The sequence below is a fragment of the Hydrogenophaga sp. PBL-H3 genome (genome assembly GCF_010104355.1).
Taxonomy (GTDB): Bacteria; Pseudomonadota; Gammaproteobacteria; order Burkholderiales; family Burkholderiaceae_C; genus Hydrogenophaga.
The window spans coordinates 3,769,629-3,785,890 of the sequence record NZ_CP044972.1 but is presented as its reverse complement, the minus strand read 5'-3'; the positions used below and the strand labels follow the sequence as shown (position 1 = coordinate 3,785,890).

Below are 16,262 nucleotides of genomic sequence, written 5' to 3'. Positions count from 1 at the left end.
ACGCCCTTGAAGACCACCGCACCGAAGCGATCGCGCTGCCGCGTGGCACGCCCATTGCTAGGTGTGCATCGTCTTGAATACAAGATGGTGTTATTTCAATGCCCATCCCGACGCAAGACCACCGATCACCCAACCACCGGAACTGAAAAGAGGTCTTTCATGGACAAAGCAATGTGGAACCGTCGCGACTGGATTCTGGGCTCTGGCGCCATGGGCGCTGGGCTGGCATTGGGCGGCCTGCCGCTGGCGGCACACGCGCAGGCTCCCATCACCGTGGGTTTCCTTTACGTGGGCCCGCGCGATGACTATGGCTACAACCAGGCCCACGCCGAATCGGCCGCCGTGCTCAAGAAGATGCCGGGCGTGAAGGTGGTTGAAGAAGAAAGCGTGCCCGAGACACAGGCAGTGCAGCGCAGCATGCAGGGCATGATTTCGCAGGACGGCGCCACGCTGCTGTTCCCCACTTCGTTCGGTTACTTCGACCCCCACATCCTGACCGTGGCGCCCAAGAACGCGGGCGTGCGCTTCGCGCATTGCGGTGGCCTGTGGACGGCCGGAAAGCACCCGGCCAACGCGGCGAGCTACTTCGGCTACATCGAAGAAGCCCAGTACCTCAACGGCGTGGTGGCGGGCCACATGAGCAAGAGCAAGAAGCTCGGCTTCATTGCCGCCAAACCGATTCCGCAGGTGCTGCGCAACATCAACGCCTTCACCATGGGCGCGCGCTCGGTGGACCCGAGCATCACCACCACCGTGATCTTCACGGGCGACTGGTCGCTGCCGGTGAAGGAAGCCGAAGCCACCAGCAGCCTGGCCGACCAGGGTGTGGACGTGTTCACCATGCACGTGGACTCGCCCAAGGTGATCGTGGAGACCGCTGCGCGTCGGGGCAAGATGGTCTGTGGCTACCACGCCGACCAGTCCAAGCTCGCGCCCCAGGCCTACCTGACGGGTGCCGAGTGGAACTGGGTCACGCCCGTGACCACCATGGTCGACGCCGCCCGCACCGGCAAGCCGCACCCCAACTTCGTGCGCGGTGGCCTGCGTGACGGTTTCGTGAAAACCTCGGCCTACGGCCCCACCGTGAGCGAGCCGGCGCGCAAGCAGGCCGACGCGATCAAGGCCCGCATGCTCAAAGGCGACTTCGACATCTTCGCGGGCGAAGTCAAGGACAACACCGGCAAGGTGGTGGTGCCCAAGGGCAAGGTCTTCAAACAGACCGCGATCGAACTCGAATCGATGAACTACCTGGTCGAAGGCGTCATCGGCAAGGTCTGACGAACCCCGCCGTGCTGGCCCCGCCATGACGAGCCGTTTCACCGACACCGCCGAGGCCGTGCTGCTGCCGGTGCTCGCCATCGCGGGCGCCTTGTTGCTCTTCGGCTTGTTCGTGGCGCTGGCCGGGTTTGATCCGCTGGAGGTCTGGCGGCTGCTGTTCTTCGGCGCGTTCGGCGACGCGTTTTCGCTGCAGAACACCTTGCAGCGCGCCGCGCCCCTGATGCTCACCGCGCTGTGCGTGGCGCTGCCGGCGCGCGCCGGCCTCACCATCATCGGTGGCGAAGGCGCGCTCATCGTGGGGGCGCTGGCCTGCGCCGGTCTGCCCTATGTGTGGGCCGTGCCCGAGGGCGTGTTCGGCACCACCAGCCTCATGCTGGCCGCGGCCCTCGGCGGCGCGGCGTGGATCGCGCTGGCGGGCTACCTGCGCCAGTACCGCGGTGTGAACGAAACCATCAGCAGCCTCTTGCTGGCCTACGTGGCGGTCAATGTGTTCAAGCACCTGGTCGAGGGCCCGATGCGCGACCCGGCCAGTCTGAACAAACCGTCCACCTTCGCGCTCAAGGACGGCCTGCTGATCGGCCCCATCGGTGGTTATGACGTGCACTGGGGGCTGGTGTGGGGCGTGGTGTGCTGCGTGCTGGCCGCCATCTGGCTGGGCCGGACCACCCACGGGTTTGCCACCCGCGTGGTGGGGGGCAACGTGCGCGCCGCCGGCCTGGTGGGTCTGCCGGCGGGGCGCCTGGTCATCACGGCGTGTGCGCTGGGCGGCGCGGCGGCGGGTCTGGCGGGCGGCATCGAGATCGCGGCGGTGCACACGGCGGCCAATGCGTCGGTGATCGCCGGGTTGGGCTACACCGGCATCCTGGTGAGCTTTGCGGCGCGCCACCACCCGCTGGCCATCATCCCGGTGGCCATCGTGCTCGGGGGTTTTGGTGCGGCGGGCAGTTTGCTGCAGCGCCGTCTGGGCCTGCCCGATGCGTCGGTGCAGGTTTTGCTGGGCTTTGTGTTCGTGCTCATCCTTTCGGCCGAAGCCGCGCGCGGGCGCATCCGCTGGGACGTGCTCAAGCGTGTGTCGGCTCCGCAGCCCGCGCCACAGAAGGGAGCCGCCTGATGGACATGGACGCGATCGGTGCGGTGCTGCTGGCCATCCTGGGCGGCGCGATCCGGGTGGGCACGCCGTTTCTGTTTGTGAGCCTGGGCGAGTGCCTCACCGAAAAGTCGGGCCGCATCAACCTCGGCCTGGAAGGCGTGCTCGTGTTTTCGGCCATGAGCGCGTTCGGCGTGGCGTACTGGAGCGGCTCGGCCTGGCTGGGTGTGCTCGCCGGTTCGGCCAGCGGTGCGCTGCTGGGGCTGCTGCACGGTCTGGCGTGTTCCATGAAACGCGTCAACGACATCGCCATGGGCATCGGCGTGATGATGCTCGGCATCGGCCTGGCCTTCTACCTTGGCAAGCCGCTGATCCAGCCGCAGGCGCCCACGCTGGGTTCGCTCCCGCTGGGCAACTGGAGCGACTCCCCGCAGGTGCGCGCCGCGCTCAACATCAACGCGCTGTTCCCCATCGGCGTGCTGCTCGCGCTGCTCATGGCCTGGGCCTTTGCCAACACGCGCTGGGGCATGCTGGTGCGCATGGTGGGGGACTCGTCTGACGCGGCGCGCGCGTTGGGTACCTCGGTCACCTGGGTGCGAACGCTGGCCACCACCGTGGGTGGCGCCATTGCCGGCCTTGGGGGTGCGTCGCTCTCGCTCTACTACCCCGGCAGCTGGAACGAGGGCCTGTCCAGCGGGCAAGGCCTCATTGCCGTGGCGCTGGTGATCTTTGCGCGCTGGCGCCCCATGGCCTGCCTGTGGGCGGCGCTGCTGTTTGGTGGCGCGGGCGCGCTCGGCCCGGCGCTGCAGTCGGTCGGCGTCACCGGCTACTACTACCTCTTCAACGCCGTGCCTTATGTGATGACGCTGGTGATATTGGTGGTGACCTGTGCGCCGCAGCGCGTACTGCGCGGCGCCCCGAGCGAGCTGGGCGTGCAGCGTTGACCGAACTCTGAAACGGGAGCAATTGACGATGAATGGATTGAGTGGCTTGAACAAGTCGCCCGGGGGCGTGGTGGTGGGCCTGGCCCAGCTGCAGTTGCCGCTGGTGGAGACACCGGCGCAGCTGGCCGCGCAAACGCAGAAGATCGTGGACATGGTGGGCAAGGCCCGCCGAGGCTATGCCCACATGGACCTGCTGGTGTTCCCCGAGTACGCGCTGCATGGCCTGTCCATGAGCACCGCGCCCGAGCTCATGGTCAGCATGGACGGCCCCGAGGTCGGGGCCATGCGCCAGGCCTGCATCACGCACCGCATCTGGGGTTGCTTCTCCATCATGGAAGCCAACCCCGGCGGCAACCCCTACAACACCGGCATCATTTTTGATGACCAGGGCGTGCTCAAGCTCTACTACCGCAAGTTCCACCCCTGGGTGCCGGTGGAGCCGTGGGAGCCCGGCAACATGGGCATCCCGGTGATCGAGGGGCCGCGCGGCATCAAGCTCGCGCTCATCATCTGCCACGACGGCATGTTTCCCGAAATGGCGCGCGAATGCGCCTACAAGGGCGCCGAACTCATGCTGCGCACCGCCGGCTACACCGCGCCCATCCGCCACGCCTGGCAGATCACCAACCAGGCCAACGCGTTCCAGAACCTCATGGCCACCGCCAGCGTGTGCCTGTGCGGCAGCGACGGCAGTTTTGATTCGATGGGCGAGGCCATGGTCTGCGACCACGAAGGCACCGTGGTCACGCAAGGCGGTGGCCGGCCCGACGAGGTCATCTGCGCCGAGATCCGCCCCGACCTGATCCGCGAAGCGCGCCTGCACTGGGGTGTGGAAAACAACCCCTACCAGTTCAGCCACCGCGGCTATGTGGCGGTGAAGGGTGGCGCGCAGGACTGCCCCTACACCTTCATGCAGGACATGGTGGCCGGGCGCTTCAAACTGCCGTGGGAAGCCCAGGTGGTGCACACCGACGGGCGCTCCTGCGGCTTCGAGCCGCCCACGCGCACCTTCGTGGGCAACGTGCCCAACCTGCTGGAGAAGTGATGGCGGTTTTTGCCCAGGCCCACCCCTACGCCTGGCCGTTTGATGGCGACCTGCGCGCGGCCAATACCGCGCTGGTCATCATCGACATGCAGATCGACTTTTGCGGTGTGGGCGGTTACGTGGACACCATGGGCTACGACCTCTCGCTCACGCGCGCACCCATCGAGCCCATCGGTCGGGTGCTTGCCGCGGCGCGCGCCGCTGGCCTGCACGTGATCCACACCCGCGAAGGCCACCGCCCCGACCTGTCGGACCTGCCGGCCAACAAGCGCTGGCGCTCGCGGCAGATGGGTGCGGGCATTGGCGACGCCGGGCCTTGCGGTCGCATCCTGGTGCGCGGTGAGCCGGGCTGGGAGATCATTCCCGAGCTCGCGCCCTTGCCCGTCGAACCCGTCATCGACAAGCCGGGCAAGGGCTCGTTCTACGCCACCGATCTGGAGCTGATCCTGCACACGCGCGGCATCCGCAACCTGATCCTCACCGGCATCACCACCGACGTGTGTGTGCACACCACCATGCGCGAGGCCAACGACCGCGGCTTCGAGTGCGTGATGCTGTCCGACGGCACCGGCGCCACCGATCCCGGCAACCACCAGGCCGCGCTCCACATGATTCCCATGCAGGGTGGCGTGTTCGGCGCGGTGAGTGACACGGCGGCCATCGTCCAAGCCCTGCGGTCGTTGTGAAGGACACCCCATGCACGCCCTGCGACTCGACACCTACCAGCTGACCAAACGCTTCGGCGCCTTCACCGCGCTCGATGGCGTGTCGCTCACCGTGCGCCCTGGCACCGTGCACGCGCTGCTGGGGGAAAACGGCGCGGGCAAGAGCACGTTTGTGAAGGCCGTGGTGGGTTACCACCGGGGCGACGAAGGCGCGGTGCTGATCGACGGCCGCGAGCAGGACATCCACTCGCCGAGTGTGGCGCGCGATCTCGGCATCGGCATGGTTTACCAGCACTTCACCGTGGTGCCCGGCATGACCGTGGCCGAGAACCTGCTGCTGGCGCGCGGCGCGCTGCCCGCCGTGATCGACTGGAAGGCCGCGCGCGCCGAGCTCAGCGCCTTCATGGCCAGCGCGCCGTTCTCGCTCGACCTTGACGCCTACCCGATCGATCTGTCGGCAGGGCAGAAGCAGAAGCTGGAGATCCTGAAGCAGATGCTGTTGAAGCCGCGCCTGCTGATCCTGGACGAGCCCACCTCGGTGCTCACGCCACAAGAGGCCGACGAGGTGCTGGGTGCGCTCAAGGAACGTGCGCATGCCGGTGACTGTTCCATCGTGATGATCACGCACAAGTTCCGCGAGGTCACGGCCTACGCCGACGACGTGTCGGTGCTGCGGCGCGGTCAGCTGGTGCTGAGCAAGGCCGTGGCGCAGACCGACCCCGACGAACTCGCGCATGCCATGGTGGGCCAGGCGGCCGAGAAGGCCTTGCTGGAGAAGACCGCGCAGCCTCTGGATGCCGAGTTGACGCTGGCGGTGGACGAGCTCACCGTGATGGGCGACCGCGGTGACCTCGCCCTCAACGGCCTCTCGCTGCGGGTGCACGCGGGCGAAATCCTGGGCATCGCGGGCGTGTCGGGCAACGGGCAGAAAGAACTGATGCAAGCCCTCACTGGGCAGCGCGCGCGCCTGGGGGGTGAGGTGACGGTGCGTGGCGAAGCCTATGCCGGCAAACGCCAGCAGAACCGTGTGCTGCAGGTGCGCAGCCTGCCCGAGGAGCCGCTCATCAACGCCTGCGTGCCCGACATGAGCGTGTCGGAAAACATGGCGCTGCGCCTGTTTGACGAAGCACCGCTGGCCCAGGCAGGCTGGATCCAGTGGCCGCGTCTTCGTGCCATGGCGCAGCGCTGGGTGGACGAATACCGCGTGAAGGCGCCGGGCATCGACGCACCCATTCGCGCGCTGTCGGGCGGCAACGTGCAACGCGCGGTGCTCGCGCGCGAGCTGGCGGGCGAGGCGAAACTGCTGCTGGTGAGCAACCCGACCTTCGGTCTGGACTTCGCCGCCACCGCCGAGATCCACGCCCGGCTGGTGGCCGCGCGCAACCGGGGCGCGGCCGTGCTGCTCATCAGCGAAGACCTCGACGAACTGATGCAGCTGGCCGACCGCGTGGCCGTGATCAGCGGTGGACAGCTCGTGTTTGAAACCCTGGCCGTCGGCGCCGACCGCAAGCTGCTCGGTGCCCATATGGCCGGGGGCCATGGCGACGATGCCATGCAGAGCGAACCCCAGCCCGAGGAGCTCGTCGCATGAGCCTTGTCACGGCCCGCCCGTTCAACTTCGAACTCGACCCGGCGCACGCCGCGCTGCTCATCATCGACATGCAGCGCGATTTTGTGGAGCCCGGTGGCTTCGGTGAATCGCTGGGCAACACGGTGGAGCCGCTGCAGGCGATCGTGCCCGCCATTGCCAGTGTGCTCGCTGCCTGGCGCGCCATGGGCGGCCTGGTGGTGCACACGCGCGAGTCGCACGCGCCCGACCTGAGCGACTGCCCGCCCGCCAAACGGCTGCGCGGCTCACCCAGCCTGCGCATCGGCGACGTGGGCCCGATGGGGCGGGTGCTGGTGCGTGGTGAGCCGGGCAACCAGATCGTGCCCGCGCTGGCGCCGGTGGCCGGCGAGGTGGTGATCGACAAGCCCGGCAAGGGCGCGTTTTACGCCACCGACCTGCAGCACCAGCTGCAGGCGCACGGCATCACCCAGCTGGTGGTGGCCGGCGTGACCACCGAGGTCTGCGTGCAGTCCACGCTGCGCGAGGCCAACGACCGGGGTTACGACTGCCTGGTGCTGGAAGACGGCACCGCCAGTTACTTCCCCGCGTTCCACGCAGCGGCGCTGGCCATGATCACAGCGCAAGGCGCGATCGTGGGCTGGTCGGCGACGTCGACGGAATTGCTCGCAGGGGTGTGACCCGCCTCAACCCGCTGGCGCCACCTGCTGCGCCAGGTACACCTGGTGCAAGGTGATCTTGCGCACTTCGGTCTGGCTGGTCTGGATGTGCGAGCGCAGCAGCAAATCAGCGCGGTCGGCCTTGCGCGCCAGGATGGCGCGCAGGATCTTGGCGTGTTCGTCGTAGGTCGCGTCGATGCGCACCTGCTGCAGGAAGTCGAGCCGGCGGATGATGCGGATGCGTTCGGTCACCTCGTGGTGCACGCGCGCCAGCTCGGCGTTGCCGGCCGCACTCACCAGGGTTTCGTGAAAGGCCTCGTCCCAGGCCGCCACCTCGGCCGGGTCGGCGCTGCGCTCGGCCACGGGCACCAGCCAGCGTTCCTTGAGCGCCTGCAGCTGCGGCGATGAAGCCGCCATCTCGTGCAGACACAGTCGCTGCACGGCGGTGGTCTCCAGCACCATGCGCAGGTCGTAGAGCTGGTCGAACTTGTCGAAGTCGAACGGCAGCACGCGCCAGCCGCTGCGAAACATCACCTCGACCAGGCCATCCTGCTGCAGGCGAAAGAGCGCCTGGCGCACCGGCGTGCGCGAAACGGTCAGCCGTGCGCAGAGTTCGTGTTCGGTGAAACGGTCGCCAGGCACGAGGCGGAAGTCGGCGATGTCCTGCTTGACCTGGCGGTAGACCTCTTCGGCACGCGACTGGAAGGGCTCGACGCCGACGGCCTTGGCTGCGCGTGCGCGCACCGGGCGCAGGGTGCGCGTGACCATCAAGCCATCCAGCTCACATGAGCGGACACCACACGCCAGCCCTCGGCCATGCGCACCCAGGTCTGGCTCTGGCGGCCGATGCGTGGATTGCCTTCGCGCTGGAACTCGATGTTGGTGGTGGCCGCGTCACGCCCGTGAGTGGTGATGGCGGTGCGCAGCACCGTGCGCTGCAGGCCGACGGCGGGCCGGCCGTTGCGAAACGCGCGGATCTCGTCGATCCCGTAGAGGTTTTCGGTGGCGCCATAGCGCAGGGTGTGCGGGCTGTCCCAGAACAGCTCGTCGAGCACGGCCACGTCGTTGCCGACCAGGGCTTGCTCATAGCGCTCAAAGGCGGCCGTCACCTCGGCCATCACATCGGGCAGATTGGTATCCATTCAGAACTCCACGGGTTTGCAGTGGGCAAGGCCCGCATTGTGCAGCGCCATGCCGGCGCGCAGCGCGAGGTCTTCGCGCCAGGGTGCCGCGATCAACTGCACGCCGATGGGCAAGCCTCCGGTGCCTTGTGGCCACAAGGGCGCGGCCACCACCGGGCAGCCCGCGAACGAGATGGGCTGCGTGAGCAGGCCGATGGAAGGGCGGCATGGCAGGCGCTTGCCGTTGATCTCGACCCACTCGGTGCCGATGGGTTGCGCCGGCACGGGCGTGGCGGGGGCGATCAACACGTCCCAGTCGCGGAACAGCGCATTGACCTTGTCGCGGTAGACGCGGCGAAAGCGCTGCGCGCGCACATACCAAGCGGCGGGCTGCAGGGCACCCGAGATGAAGCGGTCGACCGACAAGGGTTCAAAGTCGGCAGCCTGTGTGCGAAGGCGGTGCAGGTGCAGGGCGCCGCCTTCGCTGGCGCTCACGATGAAGGCCGCCGCGCGAGCCTGCACCGCATCGGGCCAATCCACGGTGGCGCTGGCGCCCAGCGCCTGCGCAGCGAGCGCGACCACCTCGCGGGCGGGGGCGGTGGTGTGCTCGGTGAAGTAACCCCCCAGCACGCCCACGCGCAGGCCCTTGGTACCGAGTGTCAGCGAGCGCACGGTGGACTGCACCGCGGTGGCGTGGCAGCCCGGGTCCAGCGGGTCGGCGCCTTGCAGTGCGTCGTAAGCCAGGGCCAGGCCATGCAAATCGTCGGCAAACGGGCCCAGGTGGTCCAGGCTGTGCACAAACGGGTAGCTGCCGCGCCGCGAGAGCCGGCCGAAGGTGGGCTTGAGGCCCCACACGCCGCACAGCGACGAGGGCACGCGGATCGAGCCGTTGGTGTCCGAGCCGAGCGACAGCGGCACCTGCCCCGCGGCCACGGCTGCGCCCGAGCCGCCCGACGAACCACCGGCGGAGCAGTCCAGCCTGTGCGGGTTGTGCGTGGGGCCGTAGTGGGTGTTCTCGGTGGTGAATCCGTAGGCGTATTCGTCCATGTTGAGCGAACCCACCAGCACCGCACCGGCGGCCTGCAGGCGTTCCACCAGCACCGCGTCTGCAGCGGCAGGCGGGTGGGTGCGGTTGAGCTTGGAGCCGGCCAGGGTCACTTCACCAGCGATGTCGAACAGGTTCTTCACCGCAAACGGCACACCGGCCAGCGGACCCAGCGGATCTCCACGCGCGCGCTGCGCGTCCACCCGCGCGGCCTGCGCACGGGCGGCCTCGAAGCGCGTGCCGGTGAACGCGTTCACGCGGGCTTCGGTGGCTTCGATGCGCGCGATGCAGGACTCCAGCACGTCCGCTGCACGCAGCGTTCCGCCAGCCACCGCCTGCGCGGCTTGGCTCAGGGACAAGGGGGCGTTCATGGCGCGCCTTCAGTGGGGGGAAGGCTGGAACGGCGCCGGGCAGTAGATCTCGGCCGGTTCGTCGTCCACTTCCAGCTCGAAAGCGTCCAGCAACGCGGCCAGCGCGGCGGTGCGCTGCAGGTGGGTGGCCACGCGCTGCGCTTGTGCTTCGTTCAGCGGCAGGGCCACGGCCACCGATGCGGCCTGCACATAGGCCAGGGTCTGTTCCTCGGTCATCGGCGCACCTCGCGCTGAAAGATTTCCAGGCTGCGCTTTTTCGCGGCGATGAAACTGGCCTCGGACAGCGTGGCCGTGGTACGCGGGCGCGGGTCGTCGTAGGGCAGGATCTCGGCCACCTTGGTGGGCCGCTTGGTGAGCAGCAGCACCTGGTCGGCCAGGTAGACGGCTTCTTCCAGATCGTGCGAGACCAGCACCATGGTGGTGCCGGTCTGCATGAAGACCTCTTGCAGTTTCTCGCGGATGAACAGCGTCATCTCGAAGTCCAGCGCCGAGAAGGGTTCGTCCAGAAACAGCACCTCGGGCTTGGGCGCCAGCGCCCGCATGATGGATGCCGTCTGCTGCTGCCCGCCCGAGAGCTCGTAGGGGTAGCGGTTGAGGTCGAACTTCACGTCGAACGAGGCCACCAGCTCGGCCATGCGGCGGTCCACCTCAGCCTTGCTCTTGCCTTCGAGCTTGAGCGGATAGGCGATGTTGTCGATGGTGCGCATCCAGGGAAACATGGCCTCGCGGTAGTTCTGGAACACGTAGCCGATCTTGGTGTCCTTGAGGCTCTTGCCATCGAACAGGATCTCGCCGCTGTCGATCGGCACCAGGCCCGCGATCATGTTGATCAGCGTGCTCTTGCCGCAGCCGTTGGGCCCGAACACCGACACGATCTTGTGCTTGGGGATGTCGAGATCGAAGTTCTCGTACAGCGGCCAGCCCGCGAAGTACTTGGTGAGGCCGCGGATGGTGATGTGCGTGCCGGCCGGGCCGGGCTGGAAGGCGGGCACGGGCACATCGGCAAAGACCGGGGCATTCAGGACAGTGCTCATCTTCCACTCCAGTGCACGATGCGGCGTTCGACGACCAGAAAGAGAACATTCAACGCATAGCCCAGTGCACCCGCCGCCAGGATGGACGCGTACATGTCCTTGACGTTCATCACCTGCTGCGAGTTGATGATGCGGTTGCCCAGGCCACTGTCTGCGCCAATGAACATCTCGGCCACGATCACGATCACCAGCGCCATCGACACGGCCGAGCGCAGGCCCACGAAGCTGGGCTGCAGGCTCTCCCAGATCAGCACATCCTTGAACACCTGCCAGCGCGTGGCGCCCATCACCTTGGCCGCCATCACCCGCTGCTTGCGCGCGTTGATCACGCCGTACGCACTGTTGAAGATCACGATCAGCAGCGCACCAAACGCGGCGATGGCCACCTTGTTGATGTCGGACACGCCGAACACCATGAGGAACAGCGGGATCAATGCCGACGAGGGCGTGGAGCGGAAGAAGTCGATCAGGAACTCCACGCTGCGGTAGGCCTTCTCGTTGCTGCCGAGCAGCACGCCCAACGGCATGCCAACGATGGCGGCGATCAGGAAGGCCTGCACCGTGCGCCAGACGGTCACGAGGAAGTCGCTCAGCAGCGGGCCACCGGCCAGGCCGCCGACCAGGGCCCGCATGGCGTCCAGTGGCGGCGGCAGCAAGATGGGCTTGATGAATCCGGTGCGCACCACCAGGTCCCAGATGATGAAGAGCACGACCGGGCCCACGAAGGGCAGGGCGCGTCCCCAGTCGGTCTTGCGTTGAACCACCGGGGCCGCGTTCGCAGCCGGAGGTGACCAGGGCTTGGTGGATTCCACTGCTGCGGACGTGGCGGCTTCCATGGCTTTCAGCCCTTGTAGATCATGGTCTCGACCATGAGGCGCGAACTGAAGATGCCCTTTTCCGAGAACAGGTCGAAGAACTTCTGGAAGTGGCCGATGTCGGCGGGTGTGAACTCGTTGTACATGGTGTAGGCGGCCAGCGGCACCTCACCGGCGAGCGCGCCTTCGATGGGCGTGTAGCCGGCGAGGTACTTGCGCGCCTCCACCGGCTTGCTGCGCACATAGGCCACGCCCTTGGCGTAGGCGGCAATGAACTTCTTCGCCACCTCGGGGTTCTTCTTGATGAACTCCGACGACAGCGAGGCCGAGCCGCCGAACCACGGCGCCATGTTGTCGCCCAGCACGTACTTGGAGATCACGCCGGCTTCGAGCACGCGGCTGGTGCCGTTCAAGCGGCCGATGGTGCCCGTGGGCTCCAGCGTGTAGGCGCCGTCGATCTGGCCGGCAGCAAGAGCCGCCACGTGCTGGCCGATCGGCAACTCGACCACGGTGGCACCGACTGCACCGCCCCGCTCCAGGATGGTCTTGGCCAGCGTCACGTTCTGGATGCCGGGGCCCGAGGCCACGCGCTTGCCCTTGAGGTCGGCCATGACCTTGGCGGTGCTGGCCACCGGCACGATGACCTCATCGAGCACGTTCTTCACGTTGCTCGGGTTGGCGCAAAAAATCTTGAAGGTGCCGGGCTGGGCGAGTTCACCGATGGCCACGTTGGCCGAGCCGGTGCCGTTGGCCGTGCCGTCGGAGCGGCCCGAGAGCACGGCCTCCATCACCTGCTGCGCGCCGGCGAACTTGAGCGGCTCCACGTCCAGGCCGGCTTCCTTGAAGTAACCCAGTTCGATGGCCGCATAGAAAGGCAGGCCGGCGGCAATGGGCCAGTAGCCCAGGCGCACCTTGGTAGCGGCTTGTGCGCGCACGACGCCTGGCGCGCCCAGCAGGCCGATGGCCGCACCCGCAGCGCCGAGTTGCAACACGGTGCGTCGGTTGGTCGAGGTGGACAGGGCGGTGGCGGTGAATGTCTTCATGGGTGGGCTCCAGCAGGTTGAACAAGCGATGACGCACCAGGATGGAAGTGGCCCGCACCATGCGTGAGCATTCCGTCTTGTATTCAAGATGGCTTGCAAGCTTGATGCCAGCCCACAGACGTGAAAAAGCCCGCCGCACGGTGGGTGCAGCGGGCTTCGGTGGTCGGGTGTTGCGGCTCAGGCCGCGCGCATCACATGCCGAGGTTGCGGCCGAACAAGCCGATCAAACCGACGATGATCAGGTAGAAGGCGACGATGTAGTTCAGCATGCGCGGCATGATGAGGATGAGGATGCCGGCGATGAGGGCCACCAGCGGGCCGATGCTCAGGTGAAGGTTCATGGCGGTTCTGCTTGAAGGAAGGTCGTGCTGGCGCCGCAGAGGTTGCGGCGCACCAGTCCGTGCGGTTCATCATGCGTGGGCGCTGGCTACCTCGTCTGTGTGCCGACACACAGACCCGCCGGGGCAGACCCAGGGCGCGTTGCCCAGGCTTTGCCAGTCGGCCACCGCGATGCGGGCGACCACCGTCCAGCCGCTGGTATCGGGCCGGATCACGGCGGCTTCGCCCTCACTGAAGTGCGGGGCACCGGCGACGGCGTGAAAGGGCGTGCCGTGGCCTACGATCCAGCGGTTGGTGCCGGCCTTCACGGGCGTGGCCAGCAGCTGCTTGAGCCCCGCGTGGTTGTTGCCCTGCGCTTCGCGGATCTCGTTGCGCGGCGTCACCGTGGTGAGCATGCGCCGGGCGTGGTCCATGGTGCGGCAGTAGGGGCTGGTTGGCGCAGTCGCTGTGGGGCGTCATGACTGCGTCGCAGGCGAGCAGCAACACAGCGAAGGTGCATCGGTGGGGGATGAACTTGGGTGGCTCGGGGCGTGCGCGCGGGGGCGGGATGGGAAGTCGTGCGGGATGGCGGGTGGTTTGCCGGACCACCTTTGGGAGCACCTGCGCCGCTGGCTTGGCAACGACTGGGGCTTCAAGCGCCTGGCGCTCAACGGCGGCGGCATGTGGCGCTGGACTGAACCAGCGCCACGCCTCACAGGTGCAGCGTGATGCTGCGGCTCGTGACGCGCGACACGCAAGGCGTGAAGCACGTCGACTTTTCGTCGTCGCTCAGGATGAAATCGTTGTGTTCGATCGCTCCGTCGGCGTAGCCCGTCTTGCAGGTGCCGCACAGGCCGCTCTCGCAGGAGGTAGGCACGTGCACGCCGTTCTTTTTCAGCAGGTCCAGCAGGTTGCCGCCCTCGGGCAGCACCAGCGCTTGCCCTGATTGCGCCAGCCGCACGGTGGCGCCGGTGGTGGGTGACGCAGGGGTGGCGCTCGCAGGTGCCTGGAAATGCTCGGAATGCACGGTCCCGGGGCGCCAGTGCGCAGCGGCCTGTGCGCAGGCCCTCATGAAGCCCGGCGGGCCGCAGAAATAGAGGTGGGTGCCGTCGGGCTGGCTCGCCAGCAGGGCGACCAGGTCCAGGCCCGCGCCGATCTGGCCGTTGTCGAAATGCCAGCGCGCCGAGCCCGGAGCCCGCTGGTTGAGGGCATCGAGTTCGTCGGTGAAGGCGGCCACCTCGCTGGAGCGTGCGCAGTAGTGCAGCTCAAACGGCGTGCCCGCCCGCAGCAGGCTGTGCGCCATCGACTTCAGCGGCGTGATGCCGATGCCCCCCGCGATCAGCAGGGCCGAGGTCTGTTCTGGCCGCAGTTCGAACTGGTTGCGCGGCTGACTCACGCGCACCGTGTCGCCGACCTTCAGCGCTTCGTGCACGCGCACCGAGCCACCGCGTCCCTTGACGTCTTTCAACACGCCGATGACGTAGCGGTGTGTCTCGGCCGGGTCGTTGCACAGCGAGTACTGCCGCACCAGGCCGCCGGGCAGGTGCACATCGATGTGTGCCCCGGCGGTGAAGAGTGGCAGGCGCTCGTGGTCGAGTGCCCGCAGCTCATACGAGTGGATGCCGGTGGCCTCCAGGCGGATCTGGCGAACCTGCAGATCCAGTGGCGCGTCGAGTCCGGTCATGGCTCAGGCCGCCGTGGCGCTGGCTTTCATCTCCGCTTCAAGCGCCAGCATGCGTGTCTTGACGAACTGCTCGCGCTCGGCGCCCTTCAGGTGTTCGCTTTCGGCCAGCATGGCCACCACCGCCTTGGTCACGTGGCGGCGGCGCACGATCTCGTCTTCCACGCGAGCGCCCACCGGGATCTCCAGCACGTTGCCCGAACAGAAGCTGCGCGGCATGCCGGCGGCGTCGCGCAGCCACTCGGCAAAGCCCTCGGCGCTGGCGGCCTTGTTGGTGCCGCGCACCGCGTCGCGCAGCAGCTTGCGGAACATGTAGACCCCGGCATCGAGCTTGGTCGGGTTCTCCAGCGCGTGCACCGCGATCGGGCGCTGGCTGATGATGGCTTCGTAGTCGCCCGGCGCGTACTGCGCCTGCTTGTAGTTGGCGCGCATGCGGTGGTTGGTCGGGACCTCGGGCCGGTCGTTGATGGTGAGTTCACCAAAGCGCTCGGGCCGGCGCAGCGCCACCTGGCCTTCGAGGAAGTCGATCGACTCGTAGCCCACGAGCTCTTTGACGCCCACGCCGCGCGTATCGATGCCCGGGCCCATGACGCGCCAGCCGATCATCTTGCTGTTGACGTCGTCCACCGGCACCGTCCAGCGAACGATGTGGAAGCGGCTGAAGTGCTTTTGTGCCGAACCGTCCTCGGACGTGTAGGCGTGCAGGCTGAGGTTGGGCAGCACCTGGTGCTGCACGCGGATGAACAGGCGGTCGTCGCTGACGCGGCGCGCACCTGCGCAGGCCAGCGAGCGGCCACCCTGCACCGGCACGAACTGCATGTCGGGCGCCACTTCCATCGAAGGCGCGCCCACTTCGTCGAAGGTGGTGCCCTGGAAATTGCCACCCACCACGTTCTTGGCCGAGTGCAGCGTGGCGGTGTGGAAGTTGTCGGCGGCGTTGTCCTGCACCTGCAGCCAGTTGCAGTGCTGGAAGTTGCTGTAGGGCACGAGTTCGTCGCCGGGCAACACGGTGAAGTTGCCTTCCCACTCGGGAAACGGGGGCTCTTTCTCGGGTGGGCCCATGTAGGCAAACACCAGGCCGTTGCGCTCGAAGGCCTTGTAGGCGCCCTGGCGGATCGAGCAGGCGTAGCGCTCGGCGTCCGCCTCTTCGCCCTTGGGGAAGGGCACCTTCAGGCAGGTGCCGTCGATGTCGAACACCATGCCGTGGTAGCAGCACATGATGCCGCGCTCCTGGATGGAGCCGTACTCCAGCGAGGCCCCGCGGTGCACGCAGTGCGCGTGCAGCAGGCCGACGCGACCGCTTTTGTCGCGAAAGGCCACGAGTTCTTCGCCGAGGATCATCAGGAAATGCGGCGTGTCCGTGAGCTCCATGGACATGCAGACCGGCTGCCAGAAGCTGCGCATGTACTCACCCGTGGGCGTGCCCGGCCCCACCTCGGTCAGCTCCGGGTCGTGGCCCGGGATCTTGTTGGTGTGGTAACCGCCGTAGGGAATCAGCTTCTTCTCGATGGGTGCGGCGGTGCCGGTCGAGCGTTGGCTGTCCTGTTTGTCCATGGGCTGGGTCATGCGGTGTCTCCGGCGTGTTGTGG

19 protein-coding genes are annotated in these 16,262 nt (G+C 67.4%); 8 read left to right on the top strand and 11 right to left on the bottom strand.

Annotated elements, in window-relative coordinates; translation table 11 throughout:
* Positions 1-171: 171 nt before the first annotated feature.
* The 7 genes from F9Z44_RS17690 to F9Z44_RS17660 are packed head-to-tail and all read left to right on the top strand — an operon-like array spanning position 172 to position 7,266.
* Positions 172-1,278, top strand: a complete 1,107-nt coding sequence (locus tag F9Z44_RS17690) for a BMP family ABC transporter substrate-binding protein (protein ID WP_159608795.1) — start codon at positions 172-174, stop codon at positions 1,276-1,278.
* A 25-nt stretch (positions 1,279-1,303) separates the two neighbouring features.
* Positions 1,304-2,389, top strand: a complete 1,086-nt coding sequence (locus F9Z44_RS17685) for an ABC transporter permease (RefSeq protein ID WP_159608025.1) — start codon at positions 1,304-1,306, stop codon at positions 2,387-2,389.
* Complete coding sequence (locus tag F9Z44_RS17680) at positions 2,389-3,309, top strand: ABC transporter permease (protein ID WP_159608024.1); 921 nt, start codon at positions 2,389-2,391, stop codon at positions 3,307-3,309. The genes F9Z44_RS17685 and F9Z44_RS17680 overlap by 1 nt, the downstream gene beginning before the upstream one ends.
* Before the next feature lie 28 nt (positions 3,310-3,337).
* Positions 3,338-4,354: a formamidase gene (locus F9Z44_RS17675; protein WP_159608023.1), complete on the top strand. Its 1,017-nt coding sequence runs from the start codon at positions 3,338-3,340 to the stop codon at positions 4,352-4,354.
* The gene (biuH, locus tag F9Z44_RS17670; protein ID WP_159608022.1) at positions 4,354-5,040 is read left to right on the top strand and encodes a biuret amidohydrolase; all 687 of its coding nucleotides are present in this window, start codon (positions 4,354-4,356) and stop codon (positions 5,038-5,040) included. Before F9Z44_RS17675 ends, biuH begins: the two co-directional genes overlap by 1 nt.
* Before the next feature lie 10 nt (positions 5,041-5,050).
* A complete protein-coding gene (locus F9Z44_RS17665; protein WP_159608021.1) occupies positions 5,051-6,610 on the top strand; it encodes an ABC transporter ATP-binding protein in 1,560 nt (519 codons plus the stop codon).
* A complete protein-coding gene (locus F9Z44_RS17660) occupies positions 6,607-7,266 on the top strand; it encodes a cysteine hydrolase family protein (RefSeq protein WP_159608020.1) in 660 nt (219 codons plus the stop codon). Before F9Z44_RS17665 ends, F9Z44_RS17660 begins: the two co-directional genes overlap by 4 nt.
* Positions 7,267-7,272: 6 nt before the next feature.
* Here the strand turns inward: F9Z44_RS17660 and F9Z44_RS17655 are convergent, their stop codons facing one another.
* The 9 genes from F9Z44_RS17655 to F9Z44_RS17615 all read right to left on the bottom strand — a co-directional run bounded on the left by F9Z44_RS17655 (position 7,273) and on the right by F9Z44_RS17615 (position 13,426).
* Positions 7,273-8,013: a GntR family transcriptional regulator gene (locus F9Z44_RS17655; protein WP_159608019.1), complete on the bottom strand. Its 741-nt coding sequence runs from the start codon at positions 8,011-8,013 to the stop codon at positions 7,273-7,275.
* Positions 8,013-8,387, bottom strand: coding sequence for an oxalurate catabolism protein HpxZ (hpxZ, locus tag F9Z44_RS17650; protein ID WP_159608018.1), 375 nt, complete (start codon positions 8,385-8,387; stop codon positions 8,013-8,015). The genes F9Z44_RS17655 and hpxZ overlap by 1 nt, the downstream gene beginning before the upstream one ends.
* Entirely contained in the window at positions 8,388-9,782 is a 1,395-nt protein-coding gene (locus tag F9Z44_RS17645; RefSeq protein WP_159608017.1) for an AtzE family amidohydrolase, read from the bottom strand.
* A gap of 9 nt (positions 9,783-9,791) precedes the next feature.
* A complete protein-coding gene (locus F9Z44_RS17640; protein WP_159608016.1) occupies positions 9,792-9,998 on the bottom strand; it encodes an AtzG-like protein in 207 nt (68 codons plus the stop codon).
* Positions 9,995-10,816 (bottom strand): ABC transporter ATP-binding protein, encoded by an 822-nt coding sequence (locus F9Z44_RS17635; RefSeq protein ID WP_159608015.1) that lies wholly within the window; start codon positions 10,814-10,816, stop codon positions 9,995-9,997. Before F9Z44_RS17635 ends, F9Z44_RS17640 begins: the two co-directional genes overlap by 4 nt.
* Positions 10,813-11,652, bottom strand: coding sequence for an ABC transporter permease (locus F9Z44_RS17630; RefSeq protein WP_159608014.1), 840 nt, complete (start codon positions 11,650-11,652; stop codon positions 10,813-10,815). The genes F9Z44_RS17635 and F9Z44_RS17630 overlap by 4 nt, the downstream gene beginning before the upstream one ends.
* Before the next feature lie 5 nt (positions 11,653-11,657).
* The gene (locus tag F9Z44_RS17625) at positions 11,658-12,674 is read right to left on the bottom strand and encodes an ABC transporter substrate-binding protein (protein WP_159608013.1); all 1,017 of its coding nucleotides are present in this window, start codon (positions 12,672-12,674) and stop codon (positions 11,658-11,660) included.
* Positions 12,675-12,865: 191 nt separating this feature from the next.
* Positions 12,866-13,015: a DUF3096 domain-containing protein gene (locus F9Z44_RS17620; protein ID WP_159608012.1), complete on the bottom strand. Its 150-nt coding sequence runs from the start codon at positions 13,013-13,015 to the stop codon at positions 12,866-12,868.
* A gap of 69 nt (positions 13,016-13,084) precedes the next feature.
* The gene (locus F9Z44_RS17615; protein WP_159608011.1) at positions 13,085-13,426 is read right to left on the bottom strand and encodes a hypothetical protein; all 342 of its coding nucleotides are present in this window, start codon (positions 13,424-13,426) and stop codon (positions 13,085-13,087) included.
* A 163-nt stretch (positions 13,427-13,589) separates the two neighbouring features.
* Between F9Z44_RS17615 and F9Z44_RS23185 the strand changes: the two genes are divergently transcribed.
* The gene (locus F9Z44_RS23185; protein WP_268894198.1) at positions 13,590-13,721 is read left to right on the top strand and encodes a hypothetical protein; all 132 of its coding nucleotides are present in this window, start codon (positions 13,590-13,592) and stop codon (positions 13,719-13,721) included.
* Here the strand turns inward: F9Z44_RS23185 and F9Z44_RS17610 are convergent.
* Both F9Z44_RS17610 and F9Z44_RS17605 read right to left on the bottom strand, forming a co-directional pair.
* Complete coding sequence (locus F9Z44_RS17610) at positions 13,705-14,676, bottom strand: PDR/VanB family oxidoreductase (protein ID WP_159608010.1); 972 nt, start codon at positions 14,674-14,676, stop codon at positions 13,705-13,707. The genes F9Z44_RS23185 and F9Z44_RS17610 overlap by 17 nt on opposite strands.
* A 3-nt stretch (positions 14,677-14,679) precedes the next feature.
* Positions 14,680-16,239, bottom strand: a complete 1,560-nt coding sequence (locus F9Z44_RS17605) for a Rieske 2Fe-2S domain-containing protein (protein ID WP_159608009.1) — start codon at positions 16,237-16,239, stop codon at positions 14,680-14,682.
* Positions 16,240-16,262: the final 23 nt, after the last annotated feature.